Source organism: Flavobacterium sp. N2270, from assembly GCF_025947225.1.
In the GTDB taxonomy this organism is placed as follows: Bacteria; Bacteroidota; Bacteroidia; order Flavobacteriales; family Flavobacteriaceae; genus Flavobacterium.
The window spans coordinates 1,839,663-1,855,642 of sequence record NZ_CP110005.1 but is presented as its reverse complement, the minus strand read 5'-3'; the positions used below and the strand labels follow the sequence as shown (position 1 = coordinate 1,855,642).

Sequence of the window (15,980 nt, the reverse complement as noted above, 5' to 3'; positions counted from 1 at the left end):
ATTTTTATAGTGTTTCTATTTCTAAAAAAACTTTGTATTTTTGACTTTCATTCTAAGTAAATAAAATGCAACTCGTTTTCGCTTCAAACAACAAAAATAAAATTCAAGAAATTCAGCAACTACTTCCAAGCTCAATAAAAATATTAAGCCTTGAAGATATTGGCTGTTTTGAAGATATTCCAGAGACTTCAACTACTATTGAAGGAAATGCAATTTTAAAAGCAAATTATGTAACTAAAAAATTCGGTTATAATTGTTTTGCAGATGATACAGGTTTAGAAGTTGAAGTTTTAAATGGTGAGCCAGGAGTTTATTCAGCACGTTATGCCGGAGAACAAAAAAATGCAGAAGATAACATGAACAAACTTTTGTTTGAGCTTAATGATAAGTCAAACAGAAATGCTCATTTTAAAACTGTAATTGCTTTAAATATAAACGGAGAACAGCACTTATTTGAAGGAATTGCAAAAGGAACAATTACTTTTGAAAAAAAAGGTGTTGATGGTTTTGGTTACGATCCTATATTTCAACCCCAAGGGCATTCTTCTACATTTGCACAAATTTCAATGATTGAAAAAGCAAAAATTAGCCATAGAGGAATTGCTACAAGATCTTTAATAGATTTTTTAAGTAAAGAATAATTTTTATTCTTTATATGGTGAAGGTAAATACCATTTGTTTTTTACTGCTAATAATCTAAAAACAATCATAAATGACGATGTTACAAGATACAATATATCTTTATTCAGTTGAAATTCATTTAAAGAAAAAAACAAAACTCCACCACTTATACTTATAGTTGCATAGATTTCTTTTCTAAATATAACCGGGATTTCATTACACAATATATCACGAATAACACCTCCAAAACTAGCAGTCATTGTCCCTAAAGCAATACAAATAATTGGATGTAATCCAATCTCAATTCCTTTCTCTAAACCTATTATAGTAAAAATCCCTAAACCAATTGTATCAAATAAAAACAAGGAAATTCTCAGTTTCTCTAATCTAGTTTTCAAAATAATTGTAGCTATAAAACCTAAAATTATCATGTAAACATAGGTTAAATCCAACATCCACCCTACTGGAGTCCGTCCAATTAATATATCACGTAAAGTTCCTCCGCCAAGAGCAGTCACAAAAGCAATAATAAAAACACCAAAAGGATCGAGCTTCTTATGCCAACCAGTTAATGCTCCAGAAATTGCAAAAGCCAATGTACCTATAATGTCTAAAAACTGAAACATTTTGTATTAATTTTTATTTTTTTGTGCAAAAGTAGCCATTATTACAGAACAATAAAATCAAAAATTGTGATTGTTTTTAGCATTAAAGCATCTGAAAGTGAACAATTTAGAAATAATTAGTATATCTCACTAATAATCAGTACTTTTGCACCCAATTTAAAAATACACATGAATAAATTTGAACAATTAGGATTAAACGAATCGCTACTGCTGGCGATTAAAGATCTAGGATTTGAAAATCCGTCAGAAGTACAGGAAAAAGCGATTCCCCTATTATTGGAAAAAGACACAGACATTGTAGCGTTAGCGCAGACCGGAACGGGTAAGACTGCAGCGTTTGGTTTTCCAGTTATCCAAAAAATTGATGCAGAAAACAGAGACACTCAAGCATTAATTTTATCGCCTACAAGAGAGTTATGTCTTCAAATTACTAACGAAATTAAGTTATACTCAAAATACGTAAAAGGACTGAACACAGTTGCGGTTTACGGTGGGGCAAGTATAACAGAACAAGCAAAAGACATACGTAGAGGAGCACAAATAATTGTGGCAACTCCTGGTAGAATGCAAGATATGATTAACCGCGGAATGGTTAACATAAAAAACATTGACTATTGTATATTAGATGAAGCGGATGAAATGTTAAACATGGGATTCTATGAAGACATTACAGCTATTTTATCTGATACACCAAAAGAAAAAAGCACTTGGTTATTTTCTGCAACAATGCCGCAAGAGGTAGCAAGAATAGCTAAAGAGTTTATGAACAGTCCGCAAGAAATTACTGTTGGACACAAAAATTCTGGAAATGAAAATGTATCACATGAGTTTTACTTAGTAAGTGCTCGTGATAGATATCCAGCTCTTAAAAGATTAGCAGATGCAAATCCGGATATTTTCTCAGTAATTTTCTGTAGAACAAAACGTGATACTCAAGCTGTTGCTGAAAAATTAATTGAAGATGGATATAATGCTGCTGCATTGCATGGAGATTTATCTCAAGCGCAACGTGACGGAGTTATGAAATCGTTTAGAGGAAGACAAATTCAAATGCTTGTTGCAACTGATGTTGCTGCTCGTGGAATTGATGTTGACGATATTACACACGTAATAAACTACCAATTACCTGATGAAATTGAAACTTATACGCACCGTTCTGGTAGAACTGGTCGTGCGGGTAAATCAGGTACTTCATTAGTAATTATTACAAAAAGTGAATTGCGTAAAATTTCTCAAATTGAGAGAATCATTAAAATGAAATTTGAAGAAAAGCCAATTCCTTCAGGAGAAGAAATTTGTCAAATTCAATTATTTCATTTAGCAAATAGAATCAAAGATGTTGAAATCGATCACGAAATCGACAAATATTTACCTGCTATTGAAGAGGTTTTACAAGATCTTCCAAAAGACGAACTAATTAAGAGAATGGTGTCTGTTGAATTTAATAGATTTATCGCATACTATAAAAAATCTAGAGATATTTCTCAAGGAACCAATGAACGTCGTGAACCTGGAGTTATTCCATCTAACGGTGCGGTTCGTTTCTTTATAAACATTGGATCAAGAGATAATTTTGATTGGATGACTTTAAAAGATTATTTAAGAGATACTCTAGAATTAGGTCAAGACGACTTATTTAAAGTAGATGTTAAAGAAGGATTCTCTTTCTTTAATACTGATGCTGAACATGCAACCAAAGTGATGGAAACATTAAATGCTGTTAACATTGATGGTAGAAAAATTAATGTTGAGATTTCTAATAACGACGGTGGAGGAAATAGCAGAAGAAGAGATCATGGTGGAAGAAATTCTGGTGGAAGAAGCGGAGGAAGAAGCAGCGGAAGAAATTCTGGTGGTTTTAGAGAACGTAATTCTAGTCCTAGAGGAGAAAGAAGTTCAAACTCTAGAAGCGGTAGCGACAGAAATTTTGCTCCAAGAGAAAGAAGTTCAAACAAAGACGATAGAGGTTTTTCATCAAGAAGTGAAAGGCCAAGAAGAGAATCTAGCTCTAATAGCGAAAGACCATCTAGAAGAAGTTCTTCTAATGATTCTAACGGTGGATTCTTTGATAAAGCAAAAAGATCTAGAAGAGATTAAGCGTTTTTCGTTAATTTTCTGATAAATATTTAAGAAACTATAAAATATCTCCAATTGATTTGTATTTTTGAATCAATAATTAAAAGATGAGATATTTTATAGTTTTTTTGTTTTCAATATTTACAATAAGTTCTTTTAGTCAAAAAGACACAATTGTAAGTAAACTTTCAGGTAGCGTTTATAACAGCGAAACGAGACTTCCTATGTCAAACGTGCATGTCATTAATACCACCAAAATTAAAGGAACCACAACAGACGGAAATGGTTTATTTGAAATTACAGCGAAAGTAAATGATACTTTACTAATCTCTTATTTAGGATTTGAGACTATTAAAGTTAAAGTTTCAAATGATTGGGTAAAAAATAAATCTTCTAAAATTTATCTTACCGAAAAAGCATATGCTCTTGAAGAAATAGTAGTAACTCAATACAATTTAACAGGCTATATACAAGTTGATACAGAATTAATATATGTAGATGAAAGCAACTACAGATATAGTATTTCTGGTTTAAATGAAGGCTACGAAGTAGGCGATAAATCTCCTGGGGCTGTTACTAAAGTATTAGGAGCTATTTTTAATCCGGCTGATTTCTTATATAGTGCTTTTGGAAAACGTCCAAAAGAAATGAAGAAACTAAAGGAAATGAAGAAAGATGATACTGTGCGTAATCTTTTAGCTTCAAAATACGATAGAGAAACACTAGCTGCATTACTTGAAATTGACAAAGATGATATTCCTTTAATTCTTCAAAACTGTAATTATTCTGAATATTTTATCAAAACGGCTAATGACCTTCAAATTATGGATGCCATTAATTCATGTTATGAAGAATATAAAATTCTAAATAAGAATAAGTAGTTTTTACTTTGTTAACTAACTGTAACTATCTAAAAACCTAACTAATGAAAAAAAATATTTTATTTCTATTCATTGTAACATTTCTATTTAGTTGTAAAAACGCAGCCGTTGTTTATAACGATCCTATTCCTAAACACGACAGTTTAAAAATAGCTTCAAAGTTTACAAATGATAATCGAGTAATTAACATTTGGACTCCAAAAAATTACGAACAATCAATTGATAGTTTACCTGTTTTATATATGCCTGATGGCGGAATTAAAGAAGATTTTCCGCATATTGCAAATACGTTAGAAAAATTAATTGCTGAAAACAAAGTTCCAGCTTGTATATTGGTAGGAATTGAAAATACTATACGCGGTAGAGATTTAACTGGACCAACAAAAATTGAGTACGATTTGGAATATATTCCTAAAGCTGGTGGTGCTGATAATTTTAGAAAGTTCATAAAAAATGAATTGTTTCCTGTAATAAATGAAAAATACAGAACAACTAACAAGAAATTTATCATTGGTGAATCGCTTGCTGGTTTATTTGTAGTTGAAACCTTTTTATTAGACAATGAAATGTTTGACAACTATATTGCAATTGATCCTTCATTATGGTTTAATGAGCAATATTTAGTGCAAAATTTTGAAAGCTTAGTAAAAACCAAAAACTACACAAATAAAAAGATTTGGTTTGCCGGGTCTGATGCGGAAGATATTTCTAAATATACTAAAGAATTAGAAAAAAAATTCAACAATTCTAAAGGCAACTTCACTTGGTTGTATTCAGACGAACCAAATGAACAACACAATACTATTTTTAGAGCGACTAAAGAAAAAGCGTTGATTTGGAGTTTAGGACAGAAATAAAAAACAATAATCTACTTCTCATAAAACTTACTTTCTACAAAAGCAGCATCTTTTATGGTTTTTCGTGTCCAATCTAATCTTTTTTCAAAAATTTCTTCTTCAGATAATTGCCAATCAATTTTTGAGTTTCTGAGTCGGTTTGTAATGTCTTGAATAATAATTGCTGCTGAAACCGATATGTTTAAACTTTCGGTAAAACCAACCATTGGAATTTTTAAATATCCATCGGCGTTATTCATTATTTCTTCTGAAAGTCCTTCTTTCTCCGTTCCAAAAAATAAAGCCGATGGTTTTGTAATATCAAATTCGTGAATTAAACACGATTCGTTATGTGGTGTGGTTGCAATAATTTGATAACCTTGAGCTCTTAAACTCTTTAAACAAGAAGCAGCATCTTCATGTTCTTTTATATCGACCCATTTTTGAGCACCCATGGCAATTTGCTTGTCAATAGATTTACCATACTTTTGCTCAATAACATTTAGTTCTTGAATACCAAAAACTTCACAACTGCGCATTACAGCACTTGTATTATGCATTTGATACACATCTTCCATAGCAATGGTAAAATGTTTGGTTCTGTTTTTTAAAACGTCTAAAAAGCGTTGTTTACGATTTTCCGAAATAAAACCTTCTAAATATTCTAGTAAAGCTTCTTGTCTCATGGTTTCAAAAATATAAAACCTTTTGAACTTAGAAACTATATGTCAATTTAATTTTTGCAAAAAACGGCGTTCCTGGCGTAAAATGAATTTCTTCTACACTTTGAGATTCGGTTTGTAATTGCGATTCGGTTAAAAATTGCGTTTCATTCCACTCTGTATTAAAAAGATTGTTTACCACTACTCCAACTTCAAAAGTTTTACTTAATTTATAGTTTACCGATAAATCAGATACCAAATAACCTTTTGCAATTACCGAATCATCTTCATTTGCCGCACGATCTCCCATAAAACGGTAATTTAAATTCCCTGAAAATCGTTTGAAATTTTTAAAACTAATTCCTCCTGTTGAAGTAAATTCTGGAGCTAAAGGAATATAATCTTGTCCACTCGGTTCGTCTACACTTCGTGCAAAAGCATAATTTGCATCAAAATCTAAAAATAAATAATCGTTTAATTGATATCTTACACCTAAATCTACACCTAAACGTTTAGATTTTCCAGAAGGTTCTACAATTCCAGCATCGCCAACATATACAAACTCTTGATTTGAAAATAAAGTCCAAAGTGCAGCGTTAACAATTAAATTTTTTGTTGGTTTTAAAGTTGTACCTAAATCGGCACCAAAAACAGTGGGTAAAATTTCTTTATCTTCTTGTAAAACAACTCTGGTATCGTTGGAATGAAACCCGAAACCAGATTTTAAAAAGTAAGCGACTTTATCGTTTTGAACATAATTAAAATTTAATTTGGGTAACACTTTAAATTTAGTATTTGAAAGCGTTTCATAACTCGCAGCCAATTTATCTTGGTAATTGAATTTAAAGTAATCCATTCGTAAAGAAGGATTTATAGTTAATTTATTAAACTGAAATTCAACATTTGTATAAGCTGAAAAGTTAGATTCATCAATATCACCAAGTTGAATATAATTTAGAACTGTATTTCTATTTAACGTGTGCGAAAGTTCAGAATCTTTAGTAGCATTTACTTTTAAACCAATTCCTGTTTGCCATTTTAATTTGAAAGTATCATATGTTTTTTTCGTGGTATATTCGGAATTAAAACCATACAATTTTCTATTTTCATATTGTCTAATTTGGTCGCCGTTTACAGGATCTTCTAAGAAAAAAGTAAAGTTTGAAAACAGCGTAAAGTCGTATTTTGAAAAATACACATTGGTTTTTAAATAACTGTTTTCATCAATGATTTTATCTATTGCTACAGCTAAATTAGTTCTAGAAGTAAATCCGCCTTCGGTATCATCTACAGCTCCAAAACGAGAAATAGTTCCGTTGTTCACTAATCGGTTTGGGATTTGGCCTGAAGCATCCCATTTACTTGTAAAATGAGAACCTATAAAACTCAACTTGGTTTGATTTTCTAAAATGGTTGAATATTTTCCAAAAATATTAAATCGATTGAAATTTTGAGGAGAATCAAAAGGTCCATCTGTTTCAATATATTCAGTTGCCAAATAAGCATTTGATTTTGTTTTATTTCCTAATAAATCGAATAAACCAACAGTTCTAACAGTGTTAAATTGGCCAACCTCAACACTTAACTTACTTTCTTCTAACTTATCTTTTGTTTTAAAATCTACATAACCTGCAGTAGCAAAATTACCTTTTGCAGCATTATAAGGACCTTTTCCAAAATCGATAATATTTATCGTTTCTGGAATAATAAAATGCAAATCGGAATAACCTTGTCCGTGCGCATGAGAAACCATATTTACTGGAATTCCGTCGGCAGTTATTGCAACATCGGTTCCATGATCGATATCAAAACCTCTTAAAAAGAGTTGTTCTGCTTTACCTCCACCAGCATGCTGACCAATAAATAAACCTGGAACTTTTCTAAGAATTTCTTGAGAAGAATTTACTGGATTTGTATTTAAATCCAATTTCATGATTGTTGAGTTTATATTTACATTTGGAGAAATAGTAACTTCAGAAAGTTTAAAAACTTCTTCTTCTAAAATAATTTTTACTCTTTCATTTAGTTGATTTACTTTAAATTCAATAGCTATATAACCAAGTTTTGAAATTTTATAGCTTTCATTTAATTTAACCTTAGTTAATACAAAATTTCCAAACTCATTTGTATGCGTGTGTACATCGCTACTTTCATTATAGACATAAACATCTGCAATTGGGTTTCCATATACATCTTCAACTTTTCCATTTAAATTTTGTCCATAGGAAGTTAAAGACAGTAATGAAACTATCAATAAATAAAAATATTTCATTGGATTATAATCTTTTAATTGAAGCCTCTAAATTAGGACCTAATTCGTAAATACTGGCTAATAAATCGGTTTTATTTGTGTTTTCTTTGGTCAACTTATTATTTGCTTTCAAAATAGTTTCATTATGAAAAACAATTAAAGGTTCGTGAGATTTTCCAATTGTGTGATTCTCAATTATTTTTAAAGCTTTATCAAAATCGCCGTTATTATAATACGCCCAAGCCAATAAATCATACGATTCTGGTGTTGGTCTATTTTCAATTTCTTTTTTTGCAATTTCAATCGCTTTGTTTGCTTCACCAGAAGTTTCAGCATAAAGTAAAGCATTGTATTTGTTATACATATCTCCATAATTATTCTTTTCTAAAGAAGCATAATATTCATTCATTGCATTTCTCTTTTCAGATACATTTCCCGTAAAATCATGAATATCTGCTTTAAGAAGATGCAAATCAGGAACTGGATGATGATTTGAAATATAATCTACAATTTGTAATGCTTCTTGAGGATTTCTTTCGTGAGAGAAAACAATCCAAGCAATTCCTTTTAGAGCGTACATATTATTAGAATCTATTTCTAATGTTTTTAAATAGAAGCTGTATGAATCTTCAATTCTTCCGGCGTGACCGTAAAAATCGGCAATATTAGAATAAACCCATATTTTTAAATCTTTGTTTTTAGATTGTTCTGCAATTGTTTTAGCATTTTCCATTAATTGAATTGCTTTATCTAAATCGCCAATATGATCATTCCATTTTGCAGCTCTAATTAAATAATCAAAATCTTTGAAATCTAAAATAGTGGTTAATTTTTGTTTTGCTTCTTCATAATTTCCTAATTCCATTTGAACATCAAAAAGCATTTTATTGGTAGCAATCTTATTTTCGCCAAGTTCAAAAGCTTGGTTTAAATGACTTAAAGCTTCTTTAAAACGATGCTGAGAAATATAGTTTTTTGCAATTGCTCTATGAATTCCGGCTTTTTCGCCTTTTACTCTATTATTACAGTCTATTAATAACTTTTCAGCCAAATATAGTTCTTGAATATTGCCAGTAATTTCAAATTTCTGACTGTATAATGAAGCTAGAGAAATTAAATAAGTATATTGATTAGGAGCATTATCGTATTTCTTTTGCCAAAAATCAATTTCATTATTTATCTTTTTTAAAGATGTATTTTCTTTTTCAATAAGAAACGATTGGTAATCTTCTTTGTTCGTTATTTGTTTTTCAGATTTTGAAGAACAGCTAAGTACAACAAAGGAAATTAACAAAAGTATAATTGGTTTTATAAAATAGTTTTTCATAATTTGTTTGTTTAGTATAAAAGAAATTAAAACAATGAGCATCAAATTGATACTCATTGTTTTAAAAGCTATATTTCTACCAAGGAGAAGCTAAATAAGGAAAAGATGATAAAAATGCTTTATCATTTGCACTTACATTATCTGAAGTTAATGCTGCATTATCTCCACCAGTTGGTCCTCCAAAAATTAAAAGTAATTCTACATCAATTACATCATCAGCAAGAGCTCTTCCAGTTAACACATTTGTACCGTCAAAAAAAGTTGTAGTACCAGTTGTAGAAACGCCTAAAACATCGGTAGCTAAAACACTTGTAAAAGTTGCCGCATCTAAACCTAATGCATTAGTAGTGTAACCAGGGTTTAAAGCTAATAATTGGGTTTGAAATGCCGATTGAAAATTTGATCCCATAACTGATGGAATAGTTGTATTGAAACGATCTTTATTTCCTGAAGTTACAAAAACCGTATTTATAGCTGGTCTTCCCATTTGATCTTGTTGTACATAAGTTCCGCTAAAATCTGATGTATTTCCATTATCATTAGAATCATCATTACTACATCCTACCGCAAATAAAGCAATAACTAAGGATGCAAATAAACTTTTATATTGAATTGATTTCATAATATTTCTTTTTTAAAATTTAATTATTTTCTTTTTGTTTCTACCCAAGTATTCAATGTACCAGAACCACCAAGCATAGTTTTTGGTAATTCAACCACTACTGACATTACATTTGTTCCAGCAAAAGTATCTGTTCCTGGATTGTTAAAACTTCCTGCATTACCAGCTATAATTTCAGAATATTGTCCAAAGTCAAAAAAGAAAGGATCATCTCTTGGTCCTGCAAATAAACTAACACCATCGTTTGAATAAATAACAGCTGTTTCTGCATATTCTGTGATTGCAACACTTCCTAAAGCAGATGAAGTTTTTACTGTACTTGTTGAACCTGCTAATCCTGGAGCAACTGGTCCAAAGAAATACATTTTACCATCTTTAGGTACTGCTTGAATAACTAAATCTTCAATATTATCTCCATTATTATCAATGTTAAATTCAACCATAACATTTTCATCAAATGCGGCATCAGCAGTTGCTGAAGGAGAAAGTAAACCTTTAACATTAGCTACAAAAACTAAATTATTAGTATTTGAACCTTGAAAAGAATAGAAATCTGTAATATCAGAAGTTCCACCTTGAACTGCAGGAGCATCAATATGATCTGCAGCGACTAAAACAAGACCTAACACTCCGAAGAATGATAACCCTAAAAGTAATTTTGATTTTTTCATTTTGTTAGTTTTTAAATGATTTATAACTACAGTTACGAGAGGAATTCATTTTTGGTTTTAAAAAAGTAAAAAAAAGTTTATTTTTATTTTTTTAGTACTAACTTTACCCTCTATGGAACAAGAACTTTTAGTAAAAGAATTGCTTAAGAAAGACAATAATTCGTTTACCTTATTATATGACAACTATTCAAAAAGTTTATATGGCGTCATTTATAACCTAATAAGAAATAAGGAAGAAGCGGAAGATGTTTTACAAGAAGTATTCGTGAAGATTTGGAATAATATTGATTCTTATAATGAATCTAAAGGGCGTTTATATACTTGGATGCTCAATATAGCTCGTAATACAACTATTGATAAGTTACGCTCTAAAGGCTATAATAACAGTCAAAAAAACCTTTCTGCAGATAATTTCGTATATATGTTAGAAGACAATTCAAAAACAATGAATAGAATTGATGCAATTGGTATTAAAAAGTTTATTGATAAATTGAAACCAAAATGTATTCAAATTATTGAATTGTTGTTTTTTCAAGGTTATACCCAACAAGAAGCTTCTGAAGAGTTGGAAATTCCTTTGGGAACTGTGAAAACGAACAATAGAAATTGTATGAATGAATTAAGACTGATGATCAATGAATAGTAGAGAATACATAGAATCTGGAATTTTGGAACTGTTTGTTTTTGGTAAACTTACAGATGCAGAAAATAATGAAGTACTTGAAATGGCTAAAAACAATCCTGAAATTCAGGAAGAAATTAAAGCTATTGAAAATGCAATTATGAACCTTTCACAAAGTGTTGCACCCCATTTATCTGCAACAAATTATGAGAAAATTAGAACGCAGCTTTTAGAAAAAAATAAAGTAATTCAATTACAACCTCGTAAAAATTATGCTCAATATATGGGCTGGGCTGCTGCAGCTGTTTTTGTACTTGGGTTTGGATTACAATTTTACAAATTAAACCAATCTAATGAAACAATAAATAAATTGTCAACTGAAAAATCAGTTATGCAAGAATCAATTGTAGATTTAGAATTGAAAAAACAAGATGCAGAATCTGTTTTAGCAATTGTAAGAGACAATAATAATATTCAGGTTGCTCTTGGAGGTCAAGAAGTTGCTCCAAATGCTTTTGCAAAAGCATATTACAACAAAGAAACAAAAGAGGTATATATTGATGCGGCTGGTTTACCGGCTCCACCTGAAGGAAAAGTTTACCAAGTTTGGGGTTTAAAATTAGATCCTTTAACACCAAAAAGTATAGGTTTACTTAACAATTTCACTGCAAGTAACTCAAAAGTATTTAAAGTAGACAAAGCAGATGATGCGGAAGCTTTTGGAATTACATTAGAACCTGCAGGCGGAAGTGTTTCTCCAACATTAGAACAGCTTTATACCTTAGGAAAAGTATAATTCACTAGTATACAAATAAAAAAAACCGCTATATAAGCGGTTTTTTTTATTTGTAGTAGTTACGCACAAACATTTAGGTTTAATCACGTACAACAAACATCTATTATAGTTAAAAAAAGAATTGATAAATACTATATTCCTCTCTAAATAATTAAATACTTGTTATTAATATCACTTACAAAAAGACTCAATTGTTTATATTAGTTGCATAAAAAAATCCCAATGAAATTAATCATTAGGACTTTTGAAAATAAATAACTAACCATTATTCCTTTATATCATACTTTACTTCTCTACCTAAAACAGGTTTTAATCGATTAGGACCTATAGGAAAACGAACACCCACGTGCTCAGAATCTATACTTCCGTCTTCTTTTAAAGTATCTTTTCTATTTGCAACAACATTCCATGAAAAAGAAACGTTAGAATTTCCATTTTGTAATTCTTTTACTAAAAACCCTTTTGCGGTTTTCTCAGTTACATAAACACCTTTACAATCGCCTTCTAGTTGAATGAAAACTTTCATTGGATGTTCTTGACTTACAAAAATGTTTTTTGAAAAAATTGGATCCAAATCAATATAAGCAACTCCATTTATTAGTTTTCCTGTTCCAAAATCTTCAAACAAAATTTCGGGTGTTTCAGTTGCATGAAGAATTCTATTATTCCCGTCATCGTCTTTTACCATAGTAGAAACACTTCCTCCTCCTAAAACTTTATAAGATGTATTATTATTACGTGCACCTACAAAAACATAATCAGAATTTGAAGTGTTTGCATCAAAATAACCTCCATAAGTAACATCTCTTCTTGCTGCTCCACCTCCAAAATAATCAAAATCTTTACCCGCTATTCTTGCTTGAGGGCCATTACTTGTAGATAAGTTATCATCTTGATCATACTCAAAATAAGCTGAATAATAATCGTTACTTCCTGTTTTACCAACTCCTCTTACGTGCAAACCTGTTGTTCCTTGTCCAGAAACACCAACTGATTCACCTGGAAGTTCAGTAAACGTAGTTCTACCAGCAACACCTAAAACCCCCATAACAGTATTTGTAGAGCTAGAAGCTAAATTAGCACTAATACCAATAACTCCTCTACCACCATCAGCATCTAAATTTCCTCCATCAATAACAAATTGTGTATTATCAACATTTAATGCTCTTATTGTTCTTGGTGAATTATCACTGTAAGCAAATAAACCAATTTGTGTTCCGGTTGGAAAAATTGTTGTTAGTGTATTTCCTAAAGGATTTGTTGAGTTTCCAATAATAACTTCGCCTGAATTTTTAGTAGTCATTCGTAATTGATTATTGGTTTTAAATTGTAAATCTCTATTGTCTGATGTTCCCAAATAATTAGTTCCTGGAGTTGTTCCTGCGTTACCTAATAAGGACCAATTTTGTAAACTTGGTGTTCCTGTGTTTGATTTTAGAGCAACCCATTCAGTTCCTGACCAATAATAAAACCCTGGAGAAACCGCTGTTGCTCCCACACCATTTATATTAGTATTATAAACCAAAACACCTGTTGCAATAGGTGCAGGACCTACAGGAGCTTGAATAATTGTTGATGTTAATGCAACTCGAGGAATTAACAATCCTCTTGAACTGCTTTCAATTTGTAATTCTACACCGTTTAAAATATTAGTTGTCCCTATTCCTACTTGAGCAAAAAAAGTAATAGAAAATAAAAGACTAAATAAAACAAGTAATTGCTTTTTCATAAGTTTAATTTTTAGTTATATTTATCATATACGAGAAAGTGTAATCATTGGTTTTAATATTTATGAAAAAATTAGTTGTACTAAGTGGAGCAGGTATTAGTGCTGAAAGTGGAATTAAAACTTTTCGTGATGCAGACGGACTTTGGGAAGGTCATGACATCATGGAAGTAGCTTCGCCAATTGGGTTTGCTAAAAATCCGGAATTAGTTTTAGATTTCTACAACAAACGAAGAGCACAACTCTTAGAAGTGCAACCAAATCAAGCACATAGTATTCTTGCCGAACTTCAAAATGAATTTGATATACACATCATCACTCAAAATGTAGACGATTTACATGAACGTGCCGGAAGCAATAATGTAATTCATTTGCATGGTGAATTATTAAAAGCTCGAAGCGTTTATAACGAACAAATTATTTTAGATTGGAAAACCGATTTATTTCTTGGCGATGTAGATAAATTTGGAAACCAACTTCGTCCTCATATTGTATGGTTTGGCGAAGAAGTTCCCGAAATGGACAAGGCATTAGAAATTGTAGAACAAGCCGATATTTTAATAGTAATTGGAACTTCTTTACAAGTTTATCCTGCTGCTGGATTAATCAATTATGTAAACCAAAATATTCCGGTATATTATATTGATCCAAAACCTGCTACGATTTATGACTTGCCGAATCCTCTTGAAGTAATTCCACTTTCGGCCACCGAAGGAATGAAAATATTGAAAGATTTGTTGGTACGTTGATTTGGTAATTTATTTAACTGTATTTCTTTTAAAAAAGCAATTACAATATCAAGTTTCAACTTCAAAAAAGTAAATGCTAAAAAAAACTAATCACTAATTACTAATTACTAATCACTAATCACTAAATTTGCACTTCGTTAAAAAACAACAACACAACAACATGCAACACTTATCAGAATTAAATGCCATTTCGCCTATTGACGGTCGATACAGAAACAAAACTCAAAATTTAGCTCCTTATTTTTCAGAAGAAGCCCTTATAAAATATAGAGTTTTAATTGAAGTAGAATACTTTATTGCACTTTGCGAAGTTCCATTACCACAACTTTCTGGTGTAGACAAAGCAGTTTTTCCAGCATTAAGAGCAATGTACGAGAACTTCTCTAGTGAAGATGCTCTTTGGATTAAAGAAACAGAGAAAACGACAAATCACGATGTTAAAGCGGTTGAATACTTCATTAAAAGTAAATTTGACGCATTAGGATTAGAAAAATATAAAGAATTCATCCATTTCGGATTGACTTCTCAAGATATAAACAATACAGCCATTCCGCTTTCTACAAAAGAAGCATTTGAAAATGTTTACTTGCCTTCTTTAATTTCTGTTATCCAAAAATTAAAAGAATTAAGCGTAGAATGGAAAGATGTGCCATTATTAGCACGAACTCACGGACAACCGGCCTCTCCTACTCGTTTAGGAAAAGAAATTTTAGTTTTTGTAGAGCGTTTAGAAGAGCAAATGCGTTTGTTGTTCAATGTGCCTTTTGCAGCTAAATTTGGTGGTGCAACTGGGAATTATAACGCACACAAAGTTGCGTATCCAAATAACGATTGGAAAGCGTTTGGTTCTCAATTTGTAGAAGATATTCTAGGTTTACACCATTCTTTCCCAACTACACAAATTGAGCATTACGATCATTTTGCAGCCTTTTTCGATGCTTTAAAACGCATCAATACTATTTTAATTGATTTAGATAGAGATATTTGGACGTACGTTTCAATGGAATATTTCAAACAAAAAATTAAAGCAGGAGAAATTGGTTCGAGTGCTATGCCACATAAAGTAAACCCGATTGATTTTGAAAATAGTGAAGGAAATTTAGGAATTGCCAATGCTATTTTTGAACACCTTTCTGCTAAATTACCTATTTCTCGTTTACAACGTGATTTAACAGACAGTACGGTTTTACGTAATGTTGGAGTTCCTTTTGGACATACCATTATTGCTTTTGAAGCTACATTGAAAGGATTGAATAAATTATTATTAAACGAAGCTAAATTTGCCGAAGATTTAGAAAAAAACTGGGCAGTTGTTGCCGAAGCTATTCAAACGATTTTAAGACGTGAAGGGTATCCAAATCCGTATGAAGCTTTAAAGGAATTGACAAGAACTAATACGGTTATCAATAAAGAATCTATTCAGGCGTTTATTGAAACGTTAAATGTTTCTGACGACATTAAAAACGAATTGAAACAAATTACTCCAAGTAATTATTTGGGGATTTGAGTTTAAA

15 protein-coding genes are annotated in these 15,980 nt (G+C 31.0%); 8 read left to right on the top strand and 7 right to left on the bottom strand.

Features of this window, described 5'->3' with window-relative positions; genetic code table 11:
- Positions 1 to 65 precede the first annotated feature (65 nt).
- On the top strand, positions 66 to 641 hold the full coding sequence (locus OLM55_RS08675) for a non-canonical purine NTP diphosphatase (protein WP_264558513.1): 576 nt from the start codon (positions 66 to 68) through the stop codon (positions 639 to 641).
- A gap of 3 nt (positions 642 to 644) precedes the next feature.
- Here OLM55_RS08675 and OLM55_RS08670 read toward each other — a convergent pair whose 3' ends face one another.
- Entirely contained in the window at positions 645 to 1,247 is a 603-nt protein-coding gene (locus tag OLM55_RS08670; RefSeq protein WP_264558512.1) for a trimeric intracellular cation channel family protein, read from the bottom strand.
- Between the two features lie 168 nt (positions 1,248 to 1,415).
- On the opposite strand from OLM55_RS08670, the gene OLM55_RS08665 reads away from it, so the two are divergent.
- The 3 genes from OLM55_RS08665 (at position 1,416) to OLM55_RS08655 (ending at position 5,061) form a co-directional block, all read left to right on the top strand.
- Positions 1,416 to 3,344: a DEAD/DEAH box helicase gene (locus tag OLM55_RS08665; RefSeq protein ID WP_264558511.1), complete on the top strand. Its 1,929-nt coding sequence runs from the start codon at positions 1,416 to 1,418 to the stop codon at positions 3,342 to 3,344.
- An 86-nt stretch (positions 3,345 to 3,430) separates the two neighbouring features.
- Positions 3,431 to 4,204: a carboxypeptidase-like regulatory domain-containing protein gene (locus tag OLM55_RS08660; RefSeq protein ID WP_264558510.1), complete on the top strand. Its 774-nt coding sequence runs from the start codon at positions 3,431 to 3,433 to the stop codon at positions 4,202 to 4,204.
- Positions 4,205 to 4,248: 44 nt separating this feature from the next.
- Complete coding sequence (locus OLM55_RS08655; protein WP_264558509.1) at positions 4,249 to 5,061, top strand: alpha/beta hydrolase; 813 nt, start codon at positions 4,249 to 4,251, stop codon at positions 5,059 to 5,061.
- 11 nt (positions 5,062 to 5,072) lie between these two features.
- On the opposite strand, the gene OLM55_RS08650 is transcribed toward OLM55_RS08655, so the two are convergent.
- The 5 genes from OLM55_RS08650 to OLM55_RS08630 form a co-directional block, all read right to left on the bottom strand.
- On the bottom strand, positions 5,073 to 5,726 hold the full coding sequence (locus OLM55_RS08650) for a TrmH family RNA methyltransferase (RefSeq protein ID WP_264558508.1): 654 nt from the start codon (positions 5,724 to 5,726) through the stop codon (positions 5,073 to 5,075).
- Positions 5,727 to 5,754: 28 nt separating this feature from the next.
- Positions 5,755 to 7,974 (bottom strand): TonB-dependent receptor, encoded by a 2,220-nt coding sequence (locus OLM55_RS08645; protein WP_264558507.1) that lies wholly within the window; start codon positions 7,972 to 7,974, stop codon positions 5,755 to 5,757.
- Between the two features lie 4 nt (positions 7,975 to 7,978).
- Positions 7,979 to 9,280, bottom strand: coding sequence for a tetratricopeptide repeat protein (locus OLM55_RS08640; protein ID WP_264558506.1), 1,302 nt, complete (start codon positions 9,278 to 9,280; stop codon positions 7,979 to 7,981).
- Between the two features lie 76 nt (positions 9,281 to 9,356).
- A complete protein-coding gene (locus OLM55_RS08635) occupies positions 9,357 to 9,902 on the bottom strand; it encodes a DUF4331 domain-containing protein (protein ID WP_264558505.1) in 546 nt (181 codons plus the stop codon).
- A 23-nt stretch (positions 9,903 to 9,925) separates the two neighbouring features.
- The gene (locus tag OLM55_RS08630) at positions 9,926 to 10,573 is read right to left on the bottom strand and encodes a DUF4331 domain-containing protein (protein ID WP_264558504.1); all 648 of its coding nucleotides are present in this window, start codon (positions 10,571 to 10,573) and stop codon (positions 9,926 to 9,928) included.
- Between the two features lie 112 nt (positions 10,574 to 10,685).
- On the opposite strand from OLM55_RS08630, the gene OLM55_RS08625 reads away from it, so the two are divergent.
- Both OLM55_RS08625 and OLM55_RS08620 read left to right on the top strand, forming a co-directional pair.
- Entirely contained in the window at positions 10,686 to 11,216 is a 531-nt protein-coding gene (locus OLM55_RS08625; protein ID WP_264558503.1) for an RNA polymerase sigma factor, read from the top strand.
- Entirely contained in the window at positions 11,209 to 11,991 is a 783-nt protein-coding gene (locus tag OLM55_RS08620; protein ID WP_264558502.1) for an anti-sigma factor, read from the top strand. Before OLM55_RS08625 ends, OLM55_RS08620 begins: the two co-directional genes overlap by 8 nt.
- Before the next feature lie 265 nt (positions 11,992 to 12,256).
- On the opposite strand, the gene OLM55_RS08615 is transcribed toward OLM55_RS08620, so the two are convergent.
- Complete coding sequence (locus OLM55_RS08615; protein WP_264558501.1) at positions 12,257 to 13,720, bottom strand: hypothetical protein; 1,464 nt, start codon at positions 13,718 to 13,720, stop codon at positions 12,257 to 12,259.
- Positions 13,721 to 13,782: 62 nt separating this feature from the next.
- On the opposite strand from OLM55_RS08615, the gene OLM55_RS08610 reads away from it, so the two are divergent.
- Together OLM55_RS08610 and purB are read left to right on the top strand one after the other, a co-directional pair.
- Complete coding sequence (locus OLM55_RS08610; RefSeq protein WP_264558500.1) at positions 13,783 to 14,466, top strand: SIR2 family NAD-dependent protein deacylase; 684 nt, start codon at positions 13,783 to 13,785, stop codon at positions 14,464 to 14,466.
- A 160-nt stretch (positions 14,467 to 14,626) separates the two neighbouring features.
- Positions 14,627 to 15,973 (top strand): adenylosuccinate lyase, encoded by a 1,347-nt coding sequence (purB, locus tag OLM55_RS08605; RefSeq protein ID WP_264558499.1) that lies wholly within the window; start codon positions 14,627 to 14,629, stop codon positions 15,971 to 15,973.
- The last annotated feature ends 7 nt before the right edge of the window (positions 15,974 to 15,980 follow it).

Excerpts from the sequence above, each read along its gene's own strand:
- OLM55_RS08675 (WP_264558513.1), top strand. The coding sequence starts at position 66 with ATGCAACTCGTTTTCGCTTCAAACAACAAAAATAAAATTCAAGAAATT.
- OLM55_RS08670 (WP_264558512.1), bottom strand. The coding sequence starts at position 1,247 with ATGTTTCAGTTTTTAGACATTATAGGTACATTGGCTTTTGCAATTTCT.
- OLM55_RS08665 (WP_264558511.1), top strand. The coding sequence starts at position 1,416 with ATGAATAAATTTGAACAATTAGGATTAAACGAATCGCTACTGCTGGCG.
- OLM55_RS08660 (WP_264558510.1), top strand. The coding sequence starts at position 3,431 with ATGAGATATTTTATAGTTTTTTTGTTTTCAATATTTACAATAAGTTCT.
- OLM55_RS08655 (WP_264558509.1), top strand. The coding sequence starts at position 4,249 with ATGAAAAAAAATATTTTATTTCTATTCATTGTAACATTTCTATTTAGT.
- OLM55_RS08650 (WP_264558508.1), bottom strand. The coding sequence starts at position 5,726 with ATGAGACAAGAAGCTTTACTAGAATATTTAGAAGGTTTTATTTCGGAA.
- OLM55_RS08645 (WP_264558507.1), bottom strand. The coding sequence starts at position 7,974 with ATGAAATATTTTTATTTATTGATAGTTTCATTACTGTCTTTAACTTCC.
- OLM55_RS08640 (WP_264558506.1), bottom strand. The coding sequence starts at position 9,280 with ATGAAAAACTATTTTATAAAACCAATTATACTTTTGTTAATTTCCTTT.
- OLM55_RS08635 (WP_264558505.1), bottom strand. The coding sequence starts at position 9,902 with ATGAAATCAATTCAATATAAAAGTTTATTTGCATCCTTAGTTATTGCT.
- OLM55_RS08630 (WP_264558504.1), bottom strand. The coding sequence starts at position 10,573 with ATGAAAAAATCAAAATTACTTTTAGGGTTATCATTCTTCGGAGTGTTA.
- OLM55_RS08625 (WP_264558503.1), top strand. The coding sequence starts at position 10,686 with ATGGAACAAGAACTTTTAGTAAAAGAATTGCTTAAGAAAGACAATAAT.
- OLM55_RS08620 (WP_264558502.1), top strand. The coding sequence starts at position 11,209 with ATGAATAGTAGAGAATACATAGAATCTGGAATTTTGGAACTGTTTGTT.
- OLM55_RS08615 (WP_264558501.1), bottom strand. The coding sequence starts at position 13,720 with ATGAAAAAGCAATTACTTGTTTTATTTAGTCTTTTATTTTCTATTACT.
- OLM55_RS08610 (WP_264558500.1), top strand. The coding sequence starts at position 13,783 with ATGAAAAAATTAGTTGTACTAAGTGGAGCAGGTATTAGTGCTGAAAGT.
- purB (WP_264558499.1), top strand. The coding sequence starts at position 14,627 with ATGCAACACTTATCAGAATTAAATGCCATTTCGCCTATTGACGGTCGA.